Annotated in this window: 21 protein-coding genes and 1 tRNA gene; 17 read left to right on the top strand and 5 right to left on the bottom strand. The window is 69.1% G+C overall.

The genetic code is table 11. From position 1 onward, the window contains the following. Positions 1–63: 63 nt before the first annotated feature. The gene (locus ACFV88_RS23125; protein ID WP_385493654.1) at positions 64–762 is read right to left on the bottom strand and encodes a DUF998 domain-containing protein; all 699 of its coding nucleotides are present in this window, start codon (positions 760–762) and stop codon (positions 64–66) included. Positions 763–942: 180 nt separating this feature from the next. On the opposite strand from ACFV88_RS23125, the gene ACFV88_RS23120 reads away from it, so the two are divergent. Beyond that, positions 943–1,275 (top strand): YciI family protein, encoded by a 333-nt coding sequence (locus ACFV88_RS23120; protein WP_385493653.1) that lies wholly within the window; start codon positions 943–945, stop codon positions 1,273–1,275. 45 nt (positions 1,276–1,320) lie between these two features. Further along, on the top strand, positions 1,321–3,360 hold the full coding sequence (locus ACFV88_RS23115) for a sigma-70 family RNA polymerase sigma factor (protein ID WP_385493652.1): 2,040 nt from the start codon (positions 1,321–1,323) through the stop codon (positions 3,358–3,360). Here the strand turns inward: ACFV88_RS23115 and ACFV88_RS23110 are convergent. Both ACFV88_RS23110 and ACFV88_RS23105 read right to left on the bottom strand, forming a co-directional pair. Further along, on the bottom strand, positions 3,344–3,934 hold the full coding sequence (locus ACFV88_RS23110) for a GNAT family N-acetyltransferase (protein WP_385493651.1): 591 nt from the start codon (positions 3,932–3,934) through the stop codon (positions 3,344–3,346). The two genes, ACFV88_RS23115 and ACFV88_RS23110, sit on opposite strands and share 17 nt — an antisense overlap. After that, complete coding sequence (locus ACFV88_RS23105) at positions 3,931–4,563, bottom strand: NAD(P)-dependent oxidoreductase (RefSeq protein WP_385493649.1); 633 nt, start codon at positions 4,561–4,563, stop codon at positions 3,931–3,933. The genes ACFV88_RS23110 and ACFV88_RS23105 overlap by 4 nt, the downstream gene beginning before the upstream one ends. A gap of 147 nt (positions 4,564–4,710) precedes the next feature. Between ACFV88_RS23105 and ACFV88_RS23100 the strand changes: the two genes are divergently transcribed. Continuing rightward, the gene (locus tag ACFV88_RS23100) at positions 4,711–5,256 is read left to right on the top strand and encodes a TetR/AcrR family transcriptional regulator (RefSeq protein ID WP_385493666.1); all 546 of its coding nucleotides are present in this window, start codon (positions 4,711–4,713) and stop codon (positions 5,254–5,256) included. A gap of 25 nt (positions 5,257–5,281) precedes the next feature. Here the strand turns inward: ACFV88_RS23100 and ACFV88_RS23095 are convergent, their stop codons facing one another. Continuing rightward, entirely contained in the window at positions 5,282–6,319 is a 1,038-nt protein-coding gene (locus ACFV88_RS23095; RefSeq protein WP_385493648.1) for an adenosine deaminase, read from the bottom strand. 191 nt (positions 6,320–6,510) lie between these two features. After that, a complete protein-coding gene (locus ACFV88_RS23090) occupies positions 6,511–7,737 on the bottom strand; it encodes a pyridoxal phosphate-dependent aminotransferase (RefSeq protein WP_385493647.1) in 1,227 nt (408 codons plus the stop codon). Positions 7,738–7,963: 226 nt separating this feature from the next. On the opposite strand from ACFV88_RS23090, the gene ACFV88_RS23085 reads away from it, so the two are divergent. The 14 genes from ACFV88_RS23085 to fusA all read left to right on the top strand — a co-directional run bounded on the left by ACFV88_RS23085 (position 7,964) and on the right by fusA (position 25,949). Continuing rightward, a tRNA-Trp gene (locus ACFV88_RS23085) sits at positions 7,964–8,036 on the top strand. Between the two features lie 115 nt (positions 8,037–8,151). After that, positions 8,152–8,439 (top strand): preprotein translocase subunit SecE, encoded by a 288-nt coding sequence (gene secE, locus ACFV88_RS23080; protein WP_385493646.1) that lies wholly within the window; start codon positions 8,152–8,154, stop codon positions 8,437–8,439. Positions 8,440–8,530: 91 nt separating this feature from the next. Beyond that, positions 8,531–9,514, top strand: a complete 984-nt coding sequence (nusG, locus tag ACFV88_RS23075) for a transcription termination/antitermination protein NusG (protein WP_385493644.1) — start codon at positions 8,531–8,533, stop codon at positions 9,512–9,514. Positions 9,515–9,706: 192 nt separating this feature from the next. Continuing rightward, positions 9,707–10,141, top strand: a complete 435-nt coding sequence (gene rplK, locus ACFV88_RS23070) for a 50S ribosomal protein L11 (RefSeq protein WP_007384044.1) — start codon at positions 9,707–9,709, stop codon at positions 10,139–10,141. A 142-nt stretch (positions 10,142–10,283) separates the two neighbouring features. After that, the gene (gene rplA, locus ACFV88_RS23065) at positions 10,284–11,012 is read left to right on the top strand and encodes a 50S ribosomal protein L1 (protein WP_385493642.1); all 729 of its coding nucleotides are present in this window, start codon (positions 10,284–10,286) and stop codon (positions 11,010–11,012) included. 163 nt (positions 11,013–11,175) lie between these two features. Further along, positions 11,176–12,132 (top strand): hypothetical protein, encoded by a 957-nt coding sequence (locus tag ACFV88_RS23060; protein WP_385493641.1) that lies wholly within the window; start codon positions 11,176–11,178, stop codon positions 12,130–12,132. Between the two features lie 87 nt (positions 12,133–12,219). Then, positions 12,220–13,077, top strand: coding sequence for a DUF1396 domain-containing protein (locus ACFV88_RS23055; RefSeq protein ID WP_385493639.1), 858 nt, complete (start codon positions 12,220–12,222; stop codon positions 13,075–13,077). Positions 13,078–13,420: 343 nt separating this feature from the next. Further along, positions 13,421–13,957, top strand: a complete 537-nt coding sequence (gene rplJ / locus ACFV88_RS23050; RefSeq protein ID WP_366114088.1) for a 50S ribosomal protein L10 — start codon at positions 13,421–13,423, stop codon at positions 13,955–13,957. A gap of 131 nt (positions 13,958–14,088) precedes the next feature. Next, the gene (gene rplL, locus ACFV88_RS23045; RefSeq protein WP_385493638.1) at positions 14,089–14,472 is read left to right on the top strand and encodes a 50S ribosomal protein L7/L12; all 384 of its coding nucleotides are present in this window, start codon (positions 14,089–14,091) and stop codon (positions 14,470–14,472) included. Positions 14,473–15,100: 628 nt separating this feature from the next. Further along, a complete protein-coding gene (gene rpoB, locus ACFV88_RS23040) occupies positions 15,101–18,586 on the top strand; it encodes a DNA-directed RNA polymerase subunit beta (RefSeq protein WP_385493637.1) in 3,486 nt (1,161 codons plus the stop codon). Positions 18,587–18,682: 96 nt separating this feature from the next. After that, the gene (locus ACFV88_RS23035) at positions 18,683–22,594 is read left to right on the top strand and encodes a DNA-directed RNA polymerase subunit beta' (RefSeq protein ID WP_385493636.1); all 3,912 of its coding nucleotides are present in this window, start codon (positions 18,683–18,685) and stop codon (positions 22,592–22,594) included. Positions 22,595–22,944: 350 nt separating this feature from the next. Further along, positions 22,945–23,316 (top strand): 30S ribosomal protein S12, encoded by a 372-nt coding sequence (gene rpsL, locus ACFV88_RS23030; protein WP_007823146.1) that lies wholly within the window; start codon positions 22,945–22,947, stop codon positions 23,314–23,316. A gap of 2 nt (positions 23,317–23,318) precedes the next feature. Continuing rightward, positions 23,319–23,789, top strand: coding sequence for a 30S ribosomal protein S7 (gene rpsG, locus ACFV88_RS23025; RefSeq protein WP_073792897.1), 471 nt, complete (start codon positions 23,319–23,321; stop codon positions 23,787–23,789). Positions 23,790–23,828: 39 nt separating this feature from the next. Further along, positions 23,829–25,949 carry an elongation factor G gene (fusA, locus tag ACFV88_RS23020; RefSeq protein WP_385493634.1) on the top strand — a complete coding sequence of 707 codons (2,121 nt, stop codon included), beginning with the start codon at positions 23,829–23,831 and terminating at the stop codon, positions 25,947–25,949. Positions 25,950–25,955: the final 6 nt, after the last annotated feature.

The raw sequence follows: 25,955 nt of genomic DNA, 5'->3' as shown, positions 1-25,955 counted from the left end.
CGCCGCGCCCCCCCCCCCACCTCCCGTTTCTGCGTATGCCGTGTATATCGCGTATACCGCGTCTCAGCCGCGGCGGGCGAGCCGGACGGTGACCGCCGACACCCACAGCATCGCCGTGATCGCCCCGACCGCCAGGGTCAGCGTCCCCGCCGCGCCGCCGACCATCGCCCAGCCGTTGCCGAGCAGCAGCGCCGTCCCGGCGACGGCGGAGGCGATGGCCCGGCGCTCGTCCCCGGCGCGCCGGAAGTGCCGGACGAGCACGTAGTTCGCCGCGATCAGCGTGCAGAACGTCAACGAACCGGCGACCATGTGGCCGATGCTCTGCCAGGAGGGGGACGCCACGTCCTCGGCGGTACCGGCCGGGAACCCGGCCACCGGGTCGATGACCAGGACGCCCGCCCCGATCAGCCCGATGCCGTGGGCGAACAGCAGCCGGGGCACCCAGACCCCGCCCGGCGCGCCCCGCAGCGCCCGTCGCACCCCCACCGAGCCGATGGTGGCGAGCAGTCCGACGACGACGAACAGCGTGATCTGGAGCCAGCCCAACGAGCCGTTGCTGAGGGCGCTGAGCGGGTGGCGGGTGATGTCGAAGCCCTCCCGGGTCGCGGCCTGCCCCAGGGCGACCACCGTCCACAGCGGCGCCGACAGGGCACCGGCGAGCAGCAGCCGCCGGGTGCCGGTGGCCGCGGAGGAAAGGGGAGCGGCGGTGCCGGTGGCGCGGGGCGAGCGGGTGGAACGGGTGGGGGCGTGGGTGGTGGCCATGGGGCGCCTCTTCTCGAACGGTTTCTGCTGTCTGGGTTCGCTGACACGTCGATCGCGTAATGTGACGGGGAACGGCGGCGTTCCCTGTCACATCACCGGTTCGACGTAGGGGCAGAACAGCGGAACCCGCTCACCGACCCGGGCCGAACCCGGGCGGGAGCCACACGGAGAGAGAGCCCCATGCGCTACCTGATGATGGCCAAGTCGTCCGACGCCCCCGCCGGTGCGGAACTCGACACCCTGATGACGGAGATGGCCGCGTTCGTCGAGGAGCTGACCGCGTCCGGCGTCCTGCTGGCGACCGGCGGCCTGGTCCCCGAGGGGGTGACGGTGATCTCCTCCGGCGGTGAGCTCACCGTCACGGACGGCCCGTTCACCGAGGCCAAGGAGGCCGTCGCCGGTTTCGCCCTGGTCGAGGTCCGGGACAAGGCGGAGGCCGTCGAGCTGGCCCGCCGGTTCCGGCGGATAGCGGGCGACGGGGAGAGCGTCCTCCAGCAGGTCTTCACCTCCTGACGGCGGGCCGTGATGACGGGGCCCTGGTCGACCGGGGAAGGTGACGTGCCGGTGGACCCGGGCCGCACGGTCGACGCGGTCTGGAAACGGGAGTCCGCGCGGATCGTCGCCGCGCTGACCCGGCTGACCAGGGACGTCGGCCTGGCCGAAGAACTGGCCCAGGACGCCCTGGTGTCGGCGCTCGAACAGTGGCCCGTCTCCGGCGTCCCGGACAATCCGGGCGCCTGGCTGATGACCGTCGCCAAACGCCGGGCCGTCGACCTGGTCCGTCGGGAGCAGCGCGGCGAACGCGGTCGGGAACTGCTCGCCCGGGAGCAGGCCGAGGAGCAGCGCGCCGGACCGGACGCGGAGTACGAGGAGCGCACGGCGGCCGGGGCGGCCGGGGAGGAAGCGGAGGACGACGACGTCCTGCGTCTGATGCTCATCTCCTGCCACCCGGTGCTCGGCACGGACGCCCGGGTGGCCCTCACCCTGCGACTGCTCGGCGGGCTCACCGCCGCGGAGATCGCCCGGGCGTTCCTGGTCAAGGAGACCGTGATCGCCCGCCGCATCGCCGACGCCAAGCGCACCCTCGCCGAGCGGCAGGTGCCCTTCGTCCTGCCCCGCGGCGAGGACCTGACCGCCCGGATCGCCTCCGTGCTGGAGGTGGTCTACCTGGTCTTCAACGAGGGGTACGCGGCGACCACCGGGGACGGTCTGCTGCGCCCCGGCCTCACCCTGGAGGCGATCCGGCTCGGTCGGCTCCTCGCCGGGCTGGCCCCCGAGGAGGCGGAGGTGCACGGGCTGGTCGCGCTGATGGAGATCCAGGAGTCCCGCTCCGCGGCCCGTACCGGCCCCACCGGCGAACCGGTCCCGCTGCACGAGCAGAACCGGGGCCGCTGGGACCCGCTGCTGATCCGCCGGGGCTTCGCCTCGATGCTCCGGGCCCGCGACCTCGGCACGCCCCCGGGCCCGTACGTCCTCCAGGCGGCGATCGCCGTCACCCACGCCCAGGCCAGGACCGCGGCGGACACCGACTGGGCGGGGATCGCCGCCCTGTACGAGGCCCTGGTGCGGCTGCTGCCGACACCGGTGGTCCGGCTGAACCGGGCCGTCGCGGTCGGTTTCGCGCACGGGCCCGCGACGGGGCTCGCCCTGCTGGACGAGTTGGCCACCGATCCCCGGCTCCAGGACTACCACCTGTTGCCGGGGGTGCGCGGTGATCTGCTGGCCAAGCTGGGGCGACCCGCCGAGGCCCGGCTCGAATTCGAACGGGCCGCCTCCCTCACCGGGAACACCGCGGAGCGGGCGTTCCTCCAGCGGCGCGCGGACGTCCTGGCCGCCGCGGGGTCCTGGCAGTCGGCGCTCGGCGGGGCCCAGGTGCCCACGCTCGGCGGGGCCGTCCGGGACTTCCTGACCCGGGACGGGCTGGACCCGGCCACCGCCCGCTCCTACGGGCAGACCCTGCGCCGGCTGCGGCTCGCCCTGGGGGACCGGTTGCCGCTCGGCGAACTGAGCCCCGAGGCGGTCGAGCGCACCTTCGGCACGGCATGGGGCACCGCGAGCGCCGCCACCTGGAACCGGCACCGCTCGGCGCTGCGGACCTTCGCCGCCTGGGCCGGACTCGGCGAGGACGTGACGTCCCGGATCGACCGCCGCACCGGCACCGCCCCGCGCACCCCGCCCCTGGCCCCGGACCGGCTGGACGCCCTGTGGGCCCGGCCGGGCACCCCGCTGCGCGAACTCCTGCTGTGGCGACTGCTGCACGAGTCGGGCGCCGCGGTGAAACGGGTACTGGCCCTGGACGTCGAGCAACTGGACCTGGACGACCGCCGGGCCCGCACCGGGAGCGGCTGGGTGAGCTGGCGTGCGGGCACCGCCCTGCTGCTGCCGGCCCACCTCTCCGGCCGGAGGGGCGGTCCGCTCTTCCTCACCGACCGTCGCCCCGGTCCGGCCCGCCGCAGGTCCGCGGCGGACACCGACCCGACGACGGGTCTGGCCCGGCTGTCCTACGAACGGGCGGAGTACCTGTTCAAGCAGGCCACCCGCCCGCTCGACCCGACGGGCGAGGGCTACACCCTGCGCCGCCTCAGGTCGCGGGAGTGAGCGGCGGGCCGGGGCGGTCGATCCGGTAGACGTGGTGCAGCGGATCGTCCTGCGGGTGGTCCGGCTCCAACGGGCCGCTGCCCACCCGGCGCAGTCCGGCGTGCTCCAGGGCCCGCCAGGACCTGCGGTTGCCCGCGACGACCGGCACGATCACGCACCGCGCGGACCGGGGCGCCCGCCAGAGGTCCTCGACGGCCGCGGCGATCACCAGCGGACCGAGTCCCCGCCCGATGCGTTCCGGCGGGCCGATCAGGTAGTCGATCGTGTACGCGCCGGCGGGGACCTCGACCACGCCGGACAGCTCCTCGCGGTAGTCGGGGTAATCGGCCAGCCGCACCTGCTGCACCAGGCCCACCGGTTCGCCGTCGGCCAGGACGAGCCGGTCCACGGACGGCTCCTCGCCGCGGGCCGCCGCCCCGAAGTGCCGTTCCACCCCTTCGGGCGACGGGTCGTGGTTCCACCAGCGCGCCACGTGCGGGTGCGCGAGCCACTGACCGAGCAGGGGGAAGTCTGCTGCGGTCAGGGTCCGCAGGGCGATCAGCGGCGCGGCCGGCCCCCCGGTCGTCGTACTCACTCGGCCACCCCCACCGCCCGTCCGACCGTGCTCCGGTCGTCGATCAGCGCCAGCATGGCATGGGCGACGTCGGCACGGCGGATGCTCCGGGCGGACGGCGGGTTCCCGCCGACCGTCGAGCGGTAGCGCCCGGTCACGGGGCCGTCCAGCAGCCGGGGCGGCCGGACGGCGGTCCAGTCCGCGCTGCTCGCGGCGAGCGCGGCCTCCATCAGGCGCAGATCGTCGTACGCGTACCGGAAGACGCGGTTCACCACGGCCCCCATGAGCCGGTCGGACAGCGGCTCGCCGGGCGGGGCGGCGGCGAGCGGCGAGGCGCTCACCACCAGCAGTCGCCGGACGTCCTCGGCGGCCATCGCGATGAGCACCGCGCGGGTCAGTCGGGCGGTGACGTCCCCGTCCTTGCGGCTGCGCGGTCCGAGCGCGGAGAACACCGCGCCCCGGCCGGCGACCGCCGCCCGTACCTCCTCGGGGGCGGTGAGGTCGCTACGCACCACGTCGAGTCCGTCCCCCGTCACGGTCAGCCGGGCCGGGTCCCGCACTACGGCGGTGACCCAGTGGCCGTCCGTCAGCCCCTGCCGGACGATCTCCTGGCCGACCCCGCCGGTCGCACCGAACACCGTGATCCTCATGAACCCCTCCTGGGTGGGTAAGTATTCACTCACCCATAGAATGAGTAAGCACTCACCCACCCGTCAAGCGGAGCGCCCGTGCCCACCGAAGACCCCACCGCCCGGCGACCGACCCGGGCCCGCATCCTCGACTCCGCGCACGAACTGATGCTGTCGGTCGGGATGGCCCGGACCACCACCAAGGAGATCGCCCGCGCCGCCGACTGCTCCGAGGCCGCCCTGTACAAGTACTTCGCGAGCAAGCAGGAGCTCTTCGTCGCCGTGCTGGGCGAGCGGCTGCCCCGGCTGGGCCCGCTGATGGAACGCCTGGCGCGGGACCCGGGCACCCGCAGCGTCGAGGACAACCTCACCGAGATCGCGCGCGTCGCCGCCCTGTTCTACGAGCAGAGCTTCCCGATCGCCGCCTCGCTCTACGCCGAGACCCAGCTCAAGCTGCGCCACGAGGACGCGCAGCGGCAGATCGGCGCCGGCCCGCACCTGCCCATCGAGGGGTTGGCGGACTACCTGCGCGCCGAACAGCGGGCCGGCCGCATCCGGGCACGGGCCGACGCCTTCACCGGCGCCGCACTGCTGATGGGCGCCTGCTGCCAGCGCGCCTTCGCCTACGACGCCACCGAGGCCGGCCGTTCGCCGCAGTCGCTGGACGAGTTCGCCCGCGCCGCGGCCCGCACCCTGCTCGCGGGCCTCGGCTGACCCGGGCGCCCCCGGCCCGGCGGCGCTAGACGGGCACCGCGGGAACGGAGGTCAGCCAGGTGTTGACCTCCCCGAGCAGCCGCTCCTTCTCCTCCCGGGGCGCCGCCGAGGCCCGGATCGACTGCCGGGCGAGCTCCGCGAGCTCCGGGTCGGAGAAGCCGTGGACGGTCCGGGCCAGCTCGTACTGCTCGTTGAGCCGCGCCCCGAACAGCAGCGGGTCGTCCGCGCCGAGGGCCAATGGCACCCCCGCGTCGAACATGGTGCGCAGCGGTACGTCCGCCGCCTTGTCGTAGACCCCGAGCGCCACATTGGAGGTGGGGCAGACCTCGCAGGTCACGCCCCGGTCCGCGAGCCGTTTCAGCAGCCTCGGGTCCTCGGCGGCCCGCACCCCGTGGCCGACCCGGTCGGCGTGCAGGTCGTCCAGGCAGTCCCGCACCGAGGCGGGGCCGGTCAGCTCACCGCCGTGCGGGGCGGACAGCAGGCCCCCCTCCCGGGCGATGGCGAACGCCCGGTCGAAGTCGCGGGCCATGCCCCGGCGCTCGTCGTTGGAGAGCCCGAACCCGACGACCCCGCGGTCCGCGTAGCGCACGGCGAGCCGGGCCAGCGTCCGGGCGTCCAGCGGGTGCTTCATCCGGTTCGCGGCGACCAGGACCCGCATTCCGAGCCCGGTGTCCCTCGACGCGCCGTCCACCGCGTCGAGGATGATCTCCAGCGCGGGGATCAGCCCCCCGAGGCGGGGCGCGTACGAGGTCGGGTCGACCTGGATCTCCAGCCAGCGCGAGCCGGCCCGGATGTCCTCCTCGGCGGCCTCCCGCACCAGTCGCCGGATGTCCTCCGGTTCGCGCAGGCAGGACCGGGCCATGTCGTAGAGGCGTTGGAAGCGGAACCAGCCGCGCTCGTCGGTGGCCCGCAGGTCCGGCGGCTCGGCCCCGGACAGTGCGGCGGGCAGGTGCACCCCGTACTTGTCGGCCAGCTCCAACAGGGTGCCGGGCCGCATCGAACCCGTGAAGTGCAGATGCAGATGCGCCTTCGGCAGGGCGCCGAGGTCTCGAACGTGCTCCATCCCAGGATCTTGCCGCAACCGGCGGCCCACCGGCACCGGCTTTCCCCGTTCGGGTGCTTGCTCGAACGAAGAAGCGGGCCCCCACCAGGTGGGAACCCGCTTCCGTGTGACGCGCCACACCGCGCGTGGCGCGACCCGCCCGCCGGTCGACGACCTCAGCCGGTGACTCAGCCGGTGACGTGAGCGATGACTCAGTCGGTGGCTTCCGCCAGGAGCTTCTGGATCCGCGAGACGCCCTCGACCAGGTCCTCGTCACCGAGCGCGTACGACAGCCGCAGGTACCCGGGCGTGCCGAACGCCTCGCCGGGCACCACCGCGACCTCGACCTCGTCCAGGATCAGCGCGGCCAGCTCCACACTGCTGCGCGGACGCTTGCCCCGGATCTCCTTGCCGATCAGCGCCTTCACCGAGGGGTACACGTAGAACGCGCCCTCCGGCTCCGGGCAGAGCACGCCGTCGATCTCGTTGAGCATGCGCACGATCGTCTGGCGGCGCCGGTCGAACGCCTCGCGCATCTCGGCCACCGCCGTCAGGTCGCCGGACACGGCCGCGAGCGCGGCGGCCTGGGCGACGTTGGAGACGTTGGAGGTGGCGTGCGACTGGAGGTTGGTCGCGGCCTTGACCACGTCCTTGGGGCCGATGAGCCAGCCCACCCGCCAGCCGGTCATGGCGTACGTCTTCGCCACCCCGTTGACGACGATGCACTTGTCGCGCAGCTCCGGCACCACGGTCGGCAGCGAGGTGAAGGTCGCGTCGCCGTACACCAGGTGCTCGTAGATCTCGTCCGTGAGCACCCACAGCCCGTGTTCGACGGCCCAGCGGCCGATCGCCTCGGTGTCCTCGGCGCCGTAGACCGCGCCGGTCGGGTTCGAGGGCGAGACGAACAGCAGCACCTTGGTCCGCTCGGTGCGGGCCGCCTCCAGCTGCTCGACCGTCACCCGGTAGCCGCTGGTCTCGTCGGTGACCACCTCGACCGGGACCCCGCCGGCGAGTCGGATCGACTCGGGGTAGGTCGTCCAGTACGGGGCCGGGACGATGACCTCGTCGCCCGGGTCGAGGATCGCGGCGAACGCCTCGTAGATCGCCTGCTTGCCGCCGTTGGTCACCAGGACCTGCGCCGCCTCGACCTCGTAGCCGGAGTCGCGGAGCGTCTTCGCGGCGATGGCCGCCTTCAGCTCCGGAAGCCCGCCAGCGGGGGTGTAGCGGTGGAACTTCGGGTTCTTGCACGCTTCGATGGCGGCTTCGACGATGTAGTCCGGGGTGGGGAAGTCGGGTTCCCCGGCACCGAAACCGATCACCGGACGTCCGGCGGCCTTGAGGGCCTTGGCCTTGGCGTCGACGGCGAGGGTCGCGGACTCGGAGATCGCGCCCACCCGGGCGGATACTCGGCGATCGGTCGGAGAGGTAGCAGCGCTCATGGGCCCCATGGTTCCAGACCGGAAACCGCCCCGGCACACGGGTTTCACCCAGTGGGCACCGGGCAGGCGACGGACGGGGACGGCACGGCCACCAGCCGCCTCGACGCTTTCTGTTCGACGTCGGCCCCGGGAACACGTACACTCTCTCCTCGTTGGCCGACACCGGCCGCACCCGTCGACCGCACACCCTGCGGCCGTCCGGATGCGGTACGTTGGGGCGAACCAAAGGGTCGTAGCTCAATTGGTAGAGCACTGGTCTCCAAAACCAGCGGTTGGGGGTTCAAGTCCCTCCGGCCCTGCAAGACACACTTCCCCTTCCGGATGTGTGGATGTATGCGAAGTACGTACCGCAATGCACCGTCGTGCGGCTCAACCGGGCGCGGCACGGCCGACCCGGGAATCAGGTGAGGACGAGTGACGGACGCCGTGGGCTCCATCGACATGCCTGATGCTCAAGACGATGCGCCGGACACGCAGAAGAAGTCGCGCAAGGGCGGCAAGCGCGGCAAGAAGGGCCCCTTCGGCCGTCTCGCGCTCTTCTACCGCCAGATCGTCGCTGAGCTGCGCAAGGTCGTCTGGCCGAATCGCTCCGAGCTCACCACGTACACGACCGTCGTGATCATCTTCGTAGTGATCATGATTGGCATCGTCACCGTGCTCGACTTGGGTCTCGACCGAGTCGCGAAGTACATCTTCGGCTGATGCCGAAAGCACAGCCCGAAGCGAAGGACGCCGACGTCGGCGTCCCTTTCGCGTTGTTCCACCCCTCTGTAACCAGGAAGAAGCAGCCACCGTGTCTGACCCGAACCTGAACGACGCCGTCGAGTCCGATGAGGTCGCTGCGGAGTCCGTCGAGGACCAGCTCGACATCGTCGAGGGCGCGGACTCCGTGAGTGCTGAGGACGCCGCGGGCCAGGACGAGGCTGACGCCGAAGCTGCCGAGGAAGCCGCGCTCCACGTCGAGGAGGCTGACGACGCCGACGAGACCGGCGCCGAGGCCGCTGACGACGAGGCCGGCGAGGCCGACGGCGACGAGGCCGACGCCGCTGAGGCTGACGACGACGCCGAGGCTGACGACGCCGAAGCCGTTGAGGACGCCGAGGCCGACGAGGACGAGGACGCCGCCGAGGAAGAGGACGAGGTCGAGGCCGCCGAGCCGGTGGACCCCGTCGCCGCGCTCCGCGAGGAGCTGCGCACCCTGCCCGGCGAGTGGTACGTCATCCACACCTACGCGGGCTACGAGAAGCGCGTGAAGGCCAACCTGGAGCAGCGCGCCGTCTCGCTGAACGTCGAGGAGTTCATCTACCAGGCCGAAGTGCCCGAGGAAGAGATCGTCCAGATCAAGAACGGCGAGCGCAAGAACGTCCGCCAGAACAAGCTTCCCGGTTACGTCCTGGTCCGGATGGACCTCACCAACGAGTCCTGGGGCGTCGTCCGCAACACCCCCGGTGTCACCGGCTTCGTCGGCAACGCCTACGACCCGTACCCGCTGACGCTGGACGAGATCGTCAAGATGCTCGCCCCGGAGGCCGAGGAGAAGGCCGCCCGCGAGGCCGCCGACGCCGAGGGCCGCCCGGCGCCGCAGCGCAAGGTCGAGGTCCAGGTGCTCGACTTCGAGGTGGGCGACTCGGTCACCGTCACCGACGGCCCCTTCGCCACGCTCCAGGCCACGATCAACGAGATCAACGCCGACTCGAAGAAGGTCAAGGGCCTCGTCGAGATCTTCGGCCGCGAGACCCCGGTCGAGCTGAGCTTCGACCAGATCCAGAAGAACTAGCGGTCTCCCGGCGCGGAAGATCGCGCCGGGATTCCCCACCAAGCTTCCGATCAGGTCAGAACGGTCACCCGGTGACCGCTCTGACCTGTCGGTTTTTATCCGCGCGGCAATACCCGTTATCGTTGTGCGGTATGCCTCCATCCGGATGATCGGCTGGAGTGCTCACCTCTCACTAGGACCCGGAGAGAGCACATGCCTCCCAAGAAGAAGAAGGTCACGGGGCTTATCAAGCTCCAGATCCAGGCCGGTGCCGCTAACCCGGCCCCGCCCGTCGGCCCTGCGCTGGGCCAGCACGGCGTCAACATCATGGAGTTCTGCAAGGCCTACAACGCCGCGACCGAGTCGCAGCGCGGTTGGGTCATCCCGGTGGAGATCACGGTCTACGAAGACCGTTCCTTCACCTTCATCACCAAGACCCCGCCGGCCGCGAAGATGATCCTCAAGGCCGCGGGCGTGGAGAAGGGCTCCGGCGAGCCGCACAAGACCAAGGTCGCCAAGATCACCCAGGCGCAGGTCCGCGAGATCGCCACCACCAAGATGCCCGACCTCAACGCCAACGACCTGGACGCCGCCGCGAAGATCATCGCGGGCACCGCCCGGTCCATGGGTGTCACGGTCGAGGGCTGACCCCCTCCCCGTACCCGCTCGTGCCCCGTGCGCGGGCGAGTGCGAACGTGCATCAAGTGGCAGGGCCAGCGCCGGCCCGCACCACGACTCCATTCCCGTCCGGCGGCACCCCCGCCCGACGAAACTCTGTACAGGAGCAGAAGTGAAGCGCAGCAAGTCTCTCCGCGCCGCTGACGCCAAGGTCGACCGGGACAAGCTCTACGCCCCGCTCGAGGCCGTGCGTCTCGCCAAGGACACCTCCACGTCCAAGTTCGACGGCACCGTCGAGGTCGCCTTCCGACTCGGCGTCGACCCCCGCAAGGCGGACCAGATGGTCCGTGGCACCGTGAACCTCCCGCACGGCACCGGCAAGACCGCCCGGGTCCTGGTCTTCGCGACCGGTGACCGTGCCGAGGCCGCGCGTGCCGCGGGCGCCGACATCGTCGGTTCCGACGAGCTGATCGACGAGATCTCCAAGGGCCAGCGCCTCAACGAGTTCGACGCCGTCGTCGCCACCCCGGACCTCATGGGCAAGGTCGGTCGTCTCGGCCGCGTCCTCGGCCCGCGTGGTCTGATGCCGAACCCGAAGACCGGCACCGTGACCCCGGACGTGGCCAAGGCCGTGACCGAGATCAAGGGCGGCAAGATCGAGTTCCGCGTCGACAAGCACTCGAACCTCCACTTCATCATCGGCAAGGTGTCCTTCGACGACACCCAGCTCGTGGAGAACTACGGCGCCGCGCTGGAGGAGATCCTCCGTCTCAAGCCGTCCGCCGCGAAGGGTCGCTACATCAAGAAGGCCGTCATCAGCACCACGATGGGCCCCGGCGTCCCGATCGACTCCAACCGCACCCGCAACCTCCTCACCGAGGAGGACCCGGCCGCCGTCTGAGCGATCGGGTACGCGTCAGCGTGACCTCACGGGCCCCCGTGCCGTCCGGTTCCCCCGGCGGCACGGGGGCCCGTCCGCGTTCCCGGCCGGGCCGTTGCCCGACCCGCCCGCGCCCGCCCTGCGCTAGCGTGCGAACAGTGACACGCGTACGGGGGAGCGGGACATGGGACGCAGGTGGTTCACGGCACCGGCCGGGTCGGACGGCACGCGGCGGGCTCGCGGGCCGCTGCGGAGACGGGTACGGGGGCCGGCCCTCCGTCGCCGCCGCGGACTGCTCCCGTGGTGCGCGCTCTCCCTCGCGCCGCTGCTCCTGGGCACCGGCTGCGGCCTCTTCGCCCTGACCGCCTGTTCCCCCGGGGAGGACGGGGCGGCGGACCCCCGGCCCACGGCCACCGTCTCCGCCGACGTCCTGCGGGCCCTGCGCAGCGCCGCGGAGCGGACCCGGGCGGCGGGCTCCGCGCGGGTCAGTGCCGTGATGGAGCTGGACGGGAAGGTGTCCACCGAGGCCGGCGGGGTGCTCGGCTGGAGCGACGGACTCAGCGGCACCCTCACCATCCGCTACCGCGGCGAGCTCGCGAAGACCCTGCGCGAGCTGGGCACCCGCACCACCGAGGCCCGGTTCGTGGACGGGGTGTACTACGCACGGATGGGCGAGGCCTTCGCGGACCGGGCGGGCGGGCGGCACTGGATCCGACACGGCCACGACACCTCGGCGGACGTCACCCCCTCACGCTCCGTCGACCTGCTGCTCTTCGCCCGTGACCTGCGCCGGGTGGGACGCGAGGAGGTCCGCGGCACCACGGCGACGCACTACGCGGGCACCGTGCGCACGGCCGAGTTGCCCACCCGGGGACCGGGCGCCGGGCGTGCCGCCGAACTGCGGGAGCAGCTGACGGCCGCCGGGATCGTCGAGGAGCGGATCGACGTGTGGATCGACGCCGGCGGCCGGTTGGTGAAGCGCAGCGAGCGCAGCCGGACGGCCGCTGGAACCCTGCTCAGCACTGCGCACTACCGCGACTTCGGGGCCCGGGTGCTCGCCAGGCCGGCGCCGCCGGCCGAGGACACCGTGGACTACCAGGCGCTGCTGGGCAACGGTTCGGCGGTTACTGGTGGTACTTAATGAAACGGCTGTTGTCGGTGAGGTCGGGTACTGTCCCTGACCAACGCACTACGCAACACGCAGTTCACGTTTGTTCAGGGGTGGGGAATGCACATCAACAAGAAGTCGAGGGCCGCTGCCGGCGCGTTCGTCGTGGCGATCCTCGCGGGCGGCACCGCCGCCTGCGGGTCCGACTCGGACTCCTCGGACATGTCGCCCGCCGCGGCGGTCAAGGCGGCGTCCGAGAAGAACGAGAAGATCACTTCGCTCAGCTACAAGATCAAGGGCACCTACCCGGGTCAGGGCAAGGTCGAGGGCGCCGCGCAGATGAGCGTGAAGCCGGCGGCGATGAGCATGAAGCTCACGACGGACACCCCCGGCCAGCCGGGCGAGGTCGAGATCATCATGGTCGACGAGGCCATGTACCTCGGCGGGACCCCGGAAGCGGCCGAGGAAATGGGCGGCAAGCGGTTCCTGAAGATGGACCTCTCCGGCCTCGACCAGGCCGGGAAGGGCGCTGCCGGCGGTCCGGGCAAGGTCCCCGGGCAGGTCGGACAGAACCCGGCCGCGGAGTCCGGTTTCCTCGACGGTGCCGACGACGTGAAGAAGATCGGCACCGCGACCGTCGAGGGCGAGAAGACCACCCAGTACCGGGGCACGGTCGCCGTCAAGGACCTGCGCGCCTCCTTGAAGGACGAGAAGGCCGAGACCCGCAAGCAGCGCGAGAAGAGCCTCAAGCAGTACGAGGACCTCGGTGTGAAGAACCTCACCATGGACATCTGGATCACCGAGGAAGACCGCACCAAGCAGTTCCGCATGCAGGGCGACACCGGGCAGGGCAAGCTCGACGTGACGATGACCTTCGGTGACGTGAACAAGCCCGTCACGGTGAAGGCCCCGCCCGCCTCCGAGGTCATGGACCTGGCGGAGATGATGAAGGACGTCGAAGCGGAACCGGCCGCCTGAGGGTGCTTTCCGGTTGTTCCCGGTCGTTACCCGGCCGGTATCGGCAGTTCGGCCACCTCGGGGGAACCGCCCGAGGTGGCCGATTTGCCTGGCGCACGCCCGTTCCCGTACGCTTCCCGAGAAGCCAAAGACCGCTGGTCGTTGCCGCGTGCTCATCCGAGTCGCGGCGGCCGAAGGATCCGCTGAACTGCGGACGACCCGCGTAGGTGACCGTGGAATTGCTCCTGGACGGATTTCCGCCCGGTAGAGCTGAGCCCCGTGCGCCTGCGCCGGGGCGTTTTCTTTTCCTCAGTCCTCCTTCGGGTCCGCGCGGTCCGAATCACCCGGAAGGAGGCCGAGGCTCATGGCGAGGCCCGACAAGGCTGACGCGGTTGCCGAGCTGACGGACAAGTTCCGCAGCTCGAACGCCGCCGTGCTGACCGAGTACCGCGGTCTCACCGTGGCACAGCTCAAGCAGCTGCGCCGTTCGCTCGGTGAGAACGCCCAGTACGCCGTGGTGAAGAACACGCTGACCAAGATCGCTGCCAATGAGGCCGGGATCTCGACGCTCGACGACCTGTTCAACGGTCCGACGGCGGTTGCCTTCGTCACCGGTGACCCGGTGGAGTCGGCGAAGGGTCTTCGTGACTTCGCCAAGGACAACCCCAATCTCGTCATCAAGGGCGGTGTCCTTGACGGCAAGGCGCTGTCCGCCGACGAGATCAAGAAGCTCGCGGACCTTGAGTCCCGCGAGGTTCTGCTCGCCAAGCTGGCGGGTGCCATGAAGGGCAAGCAGTCCCAGGCTGCCGCGCTCTTCCAGGCGCTTCCCTCGAAGTTCGTCCGCACCGCGGAGGCGCTTCGTGCCAAGAAGGCCGAGGGCGAGCAGGGCGGTGCCGAGTAATTCGGCTCGCACTTTGACCGTCGCCGCCTGAGGCACGCGCCCCGGCGCGGAGACGGTCACCGCGGGCTCGACGTACGCCCGCCTGACATGTACATCCGGCACCTGCCGAATTAGTGGAAGGATCGCCCATCATGGCGAAGCTCAGCCAGGACGACCTGCTTGCCCAGTTCGACGAGATGACCCTCATCGAGCTCTCCGAGTTCGTGAAGGCGTTCGAGGACCGTTTCGACGTCACCGCCGCCGCCCCGGTCGCCGTTGCCGCTGGCGGCCCGGGTGCCCCGGCCGTCGAGGCCGTCGAGGAGCAGGACGAGTTCGACGTCATCCTCCTCGGCGCCGGCGAGAAGAAGATCCAGGTCATCAAGGTCGTGCGTGAGCTGACCTCCCTGGGTCTCAAGGAGGCCAAGGACCTCGTGGACGGCACCCCGAAGCCGGTTCTCGAGAAGGTCGCCAAGGACGCCGCCGAGAAGGCCGCCGAGGCCCTCAAGGGCGCCGGCGCCTCCGTCGAGGTCAAGTGACCCGACGGGAGTCCAGCCGACTCCCGCACGAGCGCGGTGTCCTCGCGGCACCCTCTCGTACCCTGCCGCTGTAACGCGGACGCACCGTACGGCGATCACCCAAGTGGGTGGTCGCCGTTCGGCGTTCGTGGCGCCGCCGACGGGCTGCTTGCGCGGTCCGTGCCGACGAGTATGGTGATCTTCGTTGTGCCCGCGGCGGCCCTGGTGACGGCCCGCCCACGGCGGTGATCAGTGACGATCGCGGCACTCGGTTCGGGCTAGGGGGCCTTGACGAACCGCACGCAGCGCGCAATTCTCAGGACGCGTCGTCACAACGATCCGACTCCGAGGCATGGATCGGCGACGAAGAGGGCAGTATCGATGTGCGTCGAGGGCAGTGACGGACAGCAGGTGTGGAGCGGACAAAGGGTGGCAGTGAACCCGCACTGGACATCAGTGAGCCTTGTGGCTACACTGACCCTTTGCGCTGCCTGTTAGCTGCCTCCTGCCCGTCACCAGGGGCATGCCCATGCTTGAGCACCGAGTCGAAAACCGGCCCTGACCTGGGATTTCGTGTCGACGTCTTGTGGTGTCCAGGCGGGGGACCGGTACGCGCGTAGTGAGTCCGAGCCCTCGGAAGGACCCCCTCTTGGCCGCCTCGCGCACTGCCTCGACCGCGAATACGAACAACGGCGCCAGCACCGCCCCGCTGCGCATCTCCTTCGCAAAGATCAAGGAGCCCCTTGAGGTTCCGAACCTTCTTGCGCTGCAAACCGAGAGCTTTGACTGGCTGCTCGGCAACGACGCGTGGAAGGCTCGTGTAGAGGCGGCACTGGACAGCGGACAGGACGTCCCCACCAAGTCCGGTCTGGAGGAGATCTTCGAGGAGATCTCCCCGATCGAGGACTTCTCCGGGTCGATGTCCCTGACCTTCCGCGACCACCGCTTCGAGCCGCCGAAGAACTCCATCGACGAGTGCAAGGAGCGCGACTTCACCTTCGCCGCCCCGCTCTTCGTCACCGCCGAGTTCACCAACAACGAGACCGGCGAGATCAAGTCCCAGACGGTCTTCATGGGCGACTTCCCGCTCATGACCAACAAGGGCACCTTCGTCATCAACGGCACCGAGCGTGTCGTCGTGTCGCAGCTCGTCCGTTCCCCCGGTGTCTACTTCGACTCCTCCATCGACAAGACGTCCGACAAGGACATCTTCTCGGCCAAGATCATCCCGTCCCGGGGTGCCTGGCTGGAGATGGAGATCGACAAGCGCGACATGGTCGGCGTCCGCATCGACCGCAAGCGCAAGCAGTCCGTCACCGTCCTCCTCAAGGCCCTCGGTTGGACCACCGACCAGATCCTGGAGGAGTTCGGCGAGTACGAGTCCATGCGCGCCACCCTGGAGAAGGACCACACCCAGGGCCAGGACGACGCGCTGATCGACATCTACCGCAAGCTGCGTCCGGGCGAGCCCCCCACGCGTGAGGCCGCCCAGACCCTGCTGGAGAACCTCTACTTCAACCCGAAGCGCTACGACCTGGCCAAGGTCGGCCGTTACAAGGTCAACAAGAAGCTCGGCGCCGACGAGCCGCTGGACGCCGGCGTGCTCACCACCGACGACGTCATCGCGACCATCAAGTACCTGGTCAAGCTGCACGCCGGTGAGATCGAGACGGTCGGCGAGTCCGGCCGCACGATCGTCGTCGAGACCGACGACATCGACCACTTCGGCAACCGTCGCCTGCGCAACGTCGGCGAGCTGATCCAGAACCAGGTCCGTACGGGTCTCGCCCGTATGGAGCGCGTCGTGCGCGAGCGCATGACCACTCAGGACGTCGAGGCGATCACGCCGCAGACCCTGATCAACATCCGGCCGGTCGTCGCCTCCATCAAGGAGTTCTTCGGCACCAGCCAGCTGTCGCAGTTCATGGACCAGAACAACCCGCTGTCGGGGCTCACCCACAAGCGCCGTCTGTCGGCGCTCGGCCCGGGTGGTCTCTCCCGTGAGCGGGCGGGCTTCGAGGTCCGTGACGTGCACCCCTCGCACTACGGCCGCATGTGCCCGATCGAGACGCCCGAAGGCCCGAACATCGGTCTGATCGGCTCGCTCGCCTCCTACGGCCGCGTCAACGCGTTCGGCTTCGTCGAGACCCCGTACCGCAAGGTCGTCGACGGCCAGGTCACCGACGAGGTCGACTACCTGACCGCCGACGAAGAGGACCGCTTCGTCATCGCGCAGGCCAACGCGCAGCTCACCGACGACCTCCGGTTCGCCGAGAACCGCGTCCTGGTGCGCCGCCGCGGCGGCGAGGTCGACTACGTGCCCGGCACCGAAGTCGACTACATGGACGTCTCGCCGCGCCAGATGGTGTCCGTCGCCACCGCGATGATCCCGTTCCTGGAGCACGACGACGCCAACCGTGCCCTCATGGGCGCGAACATGATGCGCCAGGCCGTTCCGCTCATCAAGGCGGAGGCGCCGCTCGTCGGCACCGGCATGGAGTACCGCTGCGCCACCGACGCCGGTGACGTCATCAAGGCGGAGAAGGACGGTGTCGTCCAGGAGGTCTCGGCCGACTACGTCACCGTCACCAACGACGACGGCACGTACAACACGTACCGGGTCGCCAAGTTCTCCCGCTCGAACCAGGGCACCTCCGTCAACCAGAAGGTCATCGTCTCCGAGGGCGACCGCGTCATCGAGGGCCAGGTCCTCGCCGACGGTCCCGCCACCGAGAACGGTGAGATGGCGCTCGGCAAGAACCTGCTCGTCGCGTTCATGCCGTGGGAGGGCCACAACTACGAGGACGCGATCATCCTGTCGCAGCGCCTCGTGCAGGACGACGTCCTCTCCTCGATCCACATCGAGGAGCACGAGGTCGACGCCCGTGACACCAAGCTCGGCCCCGAGGAGATCACCCGGGACATCCCGAACGTCTCCGAGGAGGTCCTCGCCGACCTCGACGAGCGCGGCATCATCCGCATCGGTGCCGAGGTCATCGCCGGTGACATCCTCGTCGGCAAGGTCACGCCCAAGGGCGAGACCGAGCTGACCCCCGAGGAGCGCCTGCTCCGCGCGATCTTCGGTGAGAAGGCCCGTGAGGTCCGCGACACCTCGCTGAAGGTCCCGCACGGCGAGACCGGCAAGGTCATCGGCGTCCGCGTCTTCGACCGCGAGGAGGGCGACGAGCTGCCGCCCGGCGTCAACCAGCTCGTCCGGGTGTACGTCGCCCAGAAGCGGAAGATCACGGACGGCGACAAGCTCGCCGGACGCCACGGCAACAAGGGCGTCATCTCCAAGATCCTCCCGATCGAGGACATGCCGTTCCTGGAGGACGGCACCCCCGTCGACATCATCCTCAACCCGCTCGGCGTCCCGTCCCGAATGAACCCGGGACAGGTCCTGGAGATCCACCTCGGCTGGCTCGCCAGCCAGGGCTGGGACGTCTCCGGCCTCGGCGACGACTGGGCGCAGCGCCTCCAGGCCATCGAGGCCGACCGGGTCGCCCCGCGCACCAACGTCGCCACGCCCGTCTTCGACGGTGCCCGTGAGGACGAGCTGGCCGGCCTGCTGGAGCACACCGTTCCCAACCGCGACGGCGACCGCATGGTCCTCCCGTCCGGCAAGGCCCAGATGTACGACGGCCGCTCCGGCGAGCCGTTCCCGGAGCCGATCTCGGTCGGCTACATGTACATCCTCAAGCTCCACCACCTGGTCGACGACAAGCTGCACGCCCGGTCGACCGGCCCGTACTCGATGATCACCCAGCAGCCGCTGGGTGGTAAGGCCCAGTTCGGTGGCCAGCGCTTCGGTGAGATGGAGGTGTGGGCGCTGGAGGCTTATGGCGCCGCGTACGCCCTCCAGGAGCTGCTGACCATCAAGTCCGATGACGTCACCGGCCGCGTGAAGGTCTACGAGGCCATCGTCAAGGGCGAGAACATCCCCGAGCCCGGCATCCCCGAGTCCTTCAAGGTGCTCATCAAGGAGATGCAGTCCCTGTGCCTCAACGTGGAGGTGCTGTCCTCGGACGGCATGTCCATCGAGATGCGCGACACCGACGAGGACGTCTTCCGCGCGGCGGAAGAACTCGGCATCGACCTGTCCCGGCGCGAGCCGAGCAGCGTCGAAGAGGTCTGACGGGTCCGGCCGGGATCACCACCAGGTGATCCCGGCCGCAGCCCCGGACCCCGTACAGACCACGAGAGACACAACCCTGAGAGGGATTGACGCATAGTGCTCGACGTCAACTTCTTCGACGAGCTTCGGATCGGCCTCGCCACCGCGGATGACATCCGCCAGTGGAGCCACGGCGAGGTCAAGAAGCCCGAAACGATTAACTACCGCACCCTGAAGCCCGAAAAGGACGGACTCTTCTGCGAGAAGATCTTCGGTCCGACCCGGGACTGGGAGTGCTACTGCGGCAAGTACAAGCGTGTCCGGTTCAAGGGCATCATCTGTGAGCGCTGCGGCGTGGAGGTCACGCGCGCCAAGGTGCGTCGTGAGCGGATGGGCCACATCGAGCTGGCCGCCCCGGTCACCCACATCTGGTACTTCAAGGGCGTTCCCTCACGCCTGGGCTACCTCCTGGACCTCGCGCCGAAGGACCTGGAAAAGGTCATCTACTTCGCCGCGTACATGATCACGTACGTGGACGACGAGCGTCGTACCCGCGACCTGCCGTCGCTGGAGGCCCACGTCTCCGTCGAGCGCCAGCAGGTCGAGAACCGGCGTGACGCCGACCTCGAAGCCCGCGCCAAGAAGCTGGAGACCGACCTCTCCGAGCTGGAGGCCGAGGGCGCCAAGGCCGATGTGCGCCGCAAGGTGCGCGAGGGCGCCGAGCGCGAGATGAAGCAGCTCCGCGACCGCGCCCAGCGCGAGATCGACCGCCTCGACGAGGTGTGGACGCGCTTCAAGAACCTCAAGGTCCAGGACCTGGAGGGCGACGAGCTCCTCTACCGCGAGCTCCGCGACCGCTTCGGCACCTACTTCGACGGTTCGATGGGCGCCGCCGCGCTCCAGAAGCGCCTGGAGTCCTTCGACCTCGACGAGGAGGCCGAGCGCCTCCGCGAGATCATCCGCACCGGCAAGGGCCAGAAGAAGACCCGTGCCCTCAAGCGGCTGAAGGTCGTCTCGGCGTTCCTCCAGACCAGCAACAGCCCCAAGGGCATGGTCCTGGACTGCGTCCCGGTCATCCCGCCGGACCTGCGTCCGATGGTGCAGTTGGACGGTGGCCGCTTCGCGACCTCCGACCTGAACGACCTGTACCGCCGGGTCATCAACCGGAACAACCGCCTCAAGCGTCTCCTTGACCTCGGTGCCCCCGAGATCATCGTGAACAACGAGAAGCGGATGCTCCAGGAGGCCGTCGACGCGCTGTTCGACAACGGCCGCCGCGGCCGTCCGGTCACCGGACCGGGCAACCGTCCGCTGAAGTCGCTGTCCGACATGCTCAAGGGCAAGCAGGGCCGCTTCCGTCAGAACCTCCTCGGCAAGCGCGTCGACTACTCGGCCCGTTCCGTCATCGTCGTCGGCCCCCAGCTGAAGCTGCACCAGTGCGGTCTGCCGAAGGCCATGGCGCTGGAGCTGTTCAAGCCGTTCGTGATGAAGCGCCTGGTGGACCTGAACCACGCGCAGAACATCAAGTCGGCCAAGCGCATGGTCGAGCGCGGTCGCACCGTGGTGTACGACGTCCTCGAAGAGGTCATCGCCGAGCACCCGGTGCTGCTGAACCGTGCACCGACCCTGCACCGTCTGGGCATCCAGGCGTTCGAGCCGCAGCTCGTCGAGGGCAAGGCCATCCAGATCCACCCGCTCGTCTGCACCGCGTTCAACGCGGACTTCGACGGTGACCAGATGGCCGTGCACCTGCCGCTCTCCGCGGAGGCGCAGGCCGAGGCCCGCATCCTGATGCTGTCCTCGAACAACATCCTCAAGCCCGCCGACGGCCGCCCGGTCACGATGCCGACCCAGGACATGGTCCTCGGTCTGTTCTTCCTGACCACCGACGGCGAGATGCGCAGCGTCAAGGGCGAGGACCGTGTCTTCGCTTCCGTGGCCGAGGCGATCATGGCCTTCGACGCCGGCGAGCTGTCCCTCCAGTCCCGGGTGGACATCCGCTTCCCGGTGGGCACCATCCCGCCGCGCGGCTGGACCCCGCCCGCCGACGAGGCCGGCCCCGACGGGTTCGGCGGCGAGTGGCAGCAGGGTGACACCTTCCGTCTGCGGACGACCCTGGGTCGCGCGCTCTTCAACGAGCTGCTGCCCGAGGACTACCCGTTCGTCGACTACGAGGTCGGCAAGAAGCAGCTCTCCGAGATCGTCAACGACCTCGCCGAGCGCTACCCCAAGGTCATCGTGGCGGCGACGCTCGACAACCTGAAGGCGGCCGGCTTCTACTGGGCGACCCGCTCCGGCGTCACCGTCGCCATCTCCGACGTGGTCGTGCCCGAGGCGAAGAAGGAGATCGTCGCCGGGTACGAGGCCAAGGACGAGAAGGTCCAGAAGCAGTACGAGCGCGGTCTGATCACCAAGGAAGAGCGCACTCAGGAGCTCATCAAGATCTGGACCCAGGCGACCAACCAGGTCGCCGAGGCGATGAACGACAACTTCCCGAAGACGAACCCGATCTTCATGATGGTGAACTCGGGCGCGCGCGGAAACATGATGCAGATGCGTCAGATCGCCGGTATGCGTGGTCTGGTGTCGAACGCCAAGAACGAGACCATCCCGCGGCCCATCAAGGCGTCGTTCCGTGAGGGTCTGTCCGTGCTGGAGTACTTCATCTCCACCCACGGTGCCCGTAAGGGTCTGGCGGACACCGCCCTGCGTACCGCCGACTCGGGTTACCTCACCCGTCGTCTGGTGGACGTCTCGCAGGACGTCATCATCCGCGAGGAGGACTGCGGCACCGAGCGCGGTCTCAAGCTGCGGATCGCCGAGCGCGGTGCGGACGGCACGCTGCGCAAGACCGAGGACGTCGAGACCAGCGTCTACGCCCGCATGCTGGCCGAGGACGTCGTCATCGACGGCAAGGTCATCGCGCCGGCCAACGTCGACCTCGGTGACGTGCTGATCGACCAGCTCGTCCACCACGGGGTCGAAGAGGTCAAGACCCGCTCGATCCTGACCTGCGAGTCCGCCGTCGGCACCTGCGCCATGTGCTACGGCCGCTCGCTGGCCACCGGCAAGCTGGTCGACATCGGTGAGGCGGTCGGCATCATCGCCGCCCAGTCCATCGGTGAGCCCGGCACCCAGCTGACGATGCGTACCTTCCACACCGGTGGTGTGGCCGGTGACGACATCACCCAGGGTCTGCCGCGTGTCGTCGAGCTCTTCGAGGCCCGTACGCCCAAGGGTGTCGCCCCGATCTCGGAGGCGGCCGGCCGCGTCCGGATCGAGGAGACCGAGAAGACCAAGAAGATCGTCGTCACCCCGGACGACGGCAGCGACGAGACGGCCTTCCCGATCTCGAAGCGTGCCAAGGTCCTGGTCCGTGAGGGCGACCACGTCGAGGTGGGCCAGAAGCTCACCTTCGGTGCGACCAACCCGCACGACGTGCTGCGCATCCTCGGTCAGCGGGCCGTGCAGGTCCACCTGGTCGGCGAGGTCCAGAAGGTCTACAACTCGCAGGGCGTGTCGATCCACGACAAGCACATCGAGATCATCATCCGGCAGATGCTCCGCCGTGTGACGATCATCGAGTCCGGTGACGCCGAGCTGCTGCCCGGTGAGCTGGTGGAGCGGTCGAAGTTCGAGACCGAGAACCGCCGCGTGGTGCAGGAGGGCGGTCACCCGGCCTCCGGTCGCCCGCAGCTCATGGGTATCACCAAGGCGTCGCTCGCGACCGAGTCGTGGCTGTCCGCGGCCTCCTTCCAGGAGACGACCAGGGTCCTGACGGACGCGGCGATCAACGCCAAGTCCGACTCCCTGATCGGCCTCAAGGAGAACGTCATCATCGGTAAGCTCATCCCGGCCGGTACGGGTCTCGCCCGTTACCGCAACATCCGGGTCGAGCCGACCGAAGAGGCGAAGGCCGCGATGTACTCGGCCGTCGGGTACGACGACATCGACTACTCTCCGTTCGGTACGGGGTCCGGCCAGGCCGTTCCCCTGGAGGACTACGACTACGGGCCCTACAACCAGTAGTCGTACCGCGCGCACGCGCAGCAGTCAGGCCGGAGGGCGGGCATCCCTGGGATGCCCGCCCTCCGGGCGTCGGCGGCCCTTTTCCGTCCCCCCGGGAGGGGGCTTCGCAAACGGCCGGACCAATATCATTTTGACCACGCTGGGTGCGGTCGGTACGCTCATACCTTGTGCCTGGGGTGTGCCCTGGCCCCCGTGCGTGTCCTCAACCGTACGGGTGGCCGATCGTGGCCACCGTATCCGTGCCCTCCCGTCCCGAGTGGACGGAATCACGGCGTTCGACACACCCGACCGCGTGGGTCGGCGACGTTCCAGGTTAGCTTCATGATCGGCACACAGAAACCGGAGAAGTAGTGCCTACGATCCAGCAGCTGGTCCGTAAGGGCCGGCAGGACAAGGTCGAGAAGAACAAGACGCCCGCTCTGGACGGTTCGCCCCAGCGCCGTGGCGTCTGCACGCGTGTGTTCACGACCACCCCGAAGAAGCCGAACTCGGCCCTCCGTAAGGTCGCGCGTGTGCGTCTGACCTCGGGCATCGAGGTCACGGCCTACATCCCGGGTGAGGGACACAACCTGCAGGAGCACTCCATCGTGCTCGTGCGTGGTGGCCGTGTGAAGGACCTGCCGGGTGTTCGCTACAAGATCATCCGTGGTTCCCTGGACACCCAGGGCGTCAAGAACCGCAAGCAGGCCCGCAGCCGCTACGGCGCCAAGAAGGAGAAGTAAGAATGCCTCGTAAGGGCCCCGCCCCGAAGCGCCCGGTCATCATCGACCCGGTCTACGGCTCTCCTCTGGTGACCTCCCTCATCAACAAGGTGCTGCTGAACGGCAAGCGCTCCACCGCCGAGCGGATCGTGTACGGCGCCATGGAGGGCCTGCGCGACAAGACCGGTAACGACCCGGTCATCACGCTCAAGCGCGCGCTGGAGAACATCAAGCCGACCCTCGAGGTCAAGTCCCGCCGTGTCGGTGGCGCGACCTACCAGGTTCCGATCGAGGTCAAGCCCGGTCGTGCCAACACCCTGGCGCTGCGCTGGCTCGTCGGCTACTCCCGCGCCCGCCGGGAGAAGACGATGACCGAGCGTCTCCTCAACGAGCTCCTCGACGCCTCGAACGGCCTCGGTGCCGCGGTGAAGAAGCGTGAGGACACGCACAAGATGGCCGAGTCCAACAAGGCCTTCGCGCACTACCGCTGGTAGTCGCTTACCCCATCGAGAACCGAGAGAAGACTGAGCCTTATGGCTACCACTTCGCTTGACCTGGCCAAGGTGCGCAACATCGGCATCATGGCTCACATCGACGCGGGCAAGACGACGACCACCGAGCGCATCCTGTACTACACCGGTGTCTCGTACAAGATCGGTGAGGTCCACGACGGTGCTGCCACCATGGACTGGATGGAGCAGGAGCAGGAGCGTGGCATCACGATCACCTCTGCTGCCACCACCTGTCACTGGCCGCTTGAGGACGTCGACCACACGATCAACATCATCGACACCCCGGGTCACGTGGACTTCACCGTCGAGGTAGAGCGCTCGCTGCGCGTCCTCGACGGTGCCGTGACGGTGTTCGACGGTGTTGCGGGTGTCGAGCCCCAGTCCGAGACCGTTTGGCGTCAGGCGGACCGTTACGGCGTTCCGCGCATCTGCTTCGTCAACAAGCTCGACCGCACGGGTGCCGAGTTCCACCGCTGTGTCGACATGATCGTGGACCGCCTCGGCGCCACCCCGATCGTGATGCAGCTCCCGATCGGTGCCGAGGCCGACTTCCAGGGCGTCGTGGACCTGGTCCGGATGAAGGCCTTCGTGTGGTCCGCCGAGACCGCGCTCGGTGAGGCTTACGACGTCGTCGAGATTCCCGAGACCCACGTCGAGGCCGCGGCCGAGTGGCGCGGCAAGCTGCTGGAGACCGTCGCCGAGAACGACGACGCCATGATGGAGCTGTACCTGGAGGGCACCGAGCCCACCGAGGAGCAGCTCTACGCGGCCGTCCGTCGCATCACGATTGCCTCCGGCAAGAGTGAGGGCACCACCATCACCCCGGTGTTCTGCGGTACCGCGTTCAAGAACAAGGGCGTCCAGCCCCTGCTCGACGCGGTCGTGCGCTACCTCCCGTCCCCGCTGGACATCGAGGCCATCGAAGGCCAGTCGGTGTCCAACCCGGACGAGATCATCAAGCGCAAGCCCTCCGAGGACGAGCCGCTGGCCGCCCTGGCGTTCAAGATCGCGAGCGACCCGCACCTCGGCAAGCTCACGTTCGTCCGGGTGTACTCCGGCCGCATGGAGTCGGGTTCTCAGGTGCAGAACTCGGTCAAGGGCCGCAAGGAGCGCATCGGCAAGATCTACCGGATGCACGCCAACAAGCGTGAGGAGATCGAGTCGGTGGGTGCCGGTGACATCGTCGCCGTCATGGGTCTGAAGCAGACCACCACCGGTGAGACCCTCGCCGACCCGGCGAACCCGGTCATCCTCGAGTCCATGGACTTCCCGGCCCCGGTCATCGAGGTCGCGATCGAGCCGAAGTCCAAGGGCGACCAGGAGAAGCTGGGTGTCGCCATCCAGCGCCTGGCCGAGGAAGACCCGTCCTTCCGTGTGAAGACCAACGAGGAGACGGGCCAGACCATCATCGCCGGCATGGGCGAGCTGCACCTCGACGTGCTGGTCGACCGCATGCGCCGCGAGTTCAAGGTCGAGGCCAACGTCGGCAAGCCGCAGGTGGCGTACCGCGAGACCCTGCGCAAGCAGGTCGAGCGGCTCGACTACACCCACAAGAAGCAGACCGGTGGCTCCGGTCAGTTCGCGAAGGTGCAGATCGCACTGGAGCCGCTTGAGGGCGACGGCTACGAGTTCGTCAACAAGGTCACCGGTGGCCGCATCCCGCGGGAGTACATCCCGTCCGTGGACGCGGGCTGCCAGGAGGCCATGGAGTTCGGCGTGCTCGCCGGCTACCCGCTCACGGGTGTCCGGGTCATCCTGCTCGACGGTGCCTACCACGAGGTCGACTCCTCCGAGATGGCCTTCAAGATCGCCGGTTCGATGGCCTTCAAGGAGGCCGCCCGCAAGGCCAGCCCGGCCCTGCTCGAGCCGATGATGAAGGTCGAGGTGACGACGCCCGAGGACTACATGGGTGACGTCATCGGTGACATCAACTCCCGTCGCGGTCAGATCCAGTCGATGGAAGACCGCCACGGTGCCAAGCTCGTCACGGGCCTGGTCCCGCTGTCGGAGATGTTCGGCTACGTCGGCGACCTCCGCAGCAAGACGTCGGGTCGCGCGAGCTACTCGATGCAGTTCGACTCCTACGCCGAGGTTCCGCGGAACGTCGCCGAGGAGATCATCGCGAAGGCCAAGGGCGAGTAACTCAAC

This window comes from Streptomyces sp. NPDC059816 (assembly GCF_042732055.1).
Lineage (GTDB): Bacteria > Actinomycetota > Actinomycetes > Streptomycetales > Streptomycetaceae > Streptomyces.
Note: the sequence above shows the minus strand (reverse complement) of the source record. Positions and strands in the feature narration are given on the sequence as shown.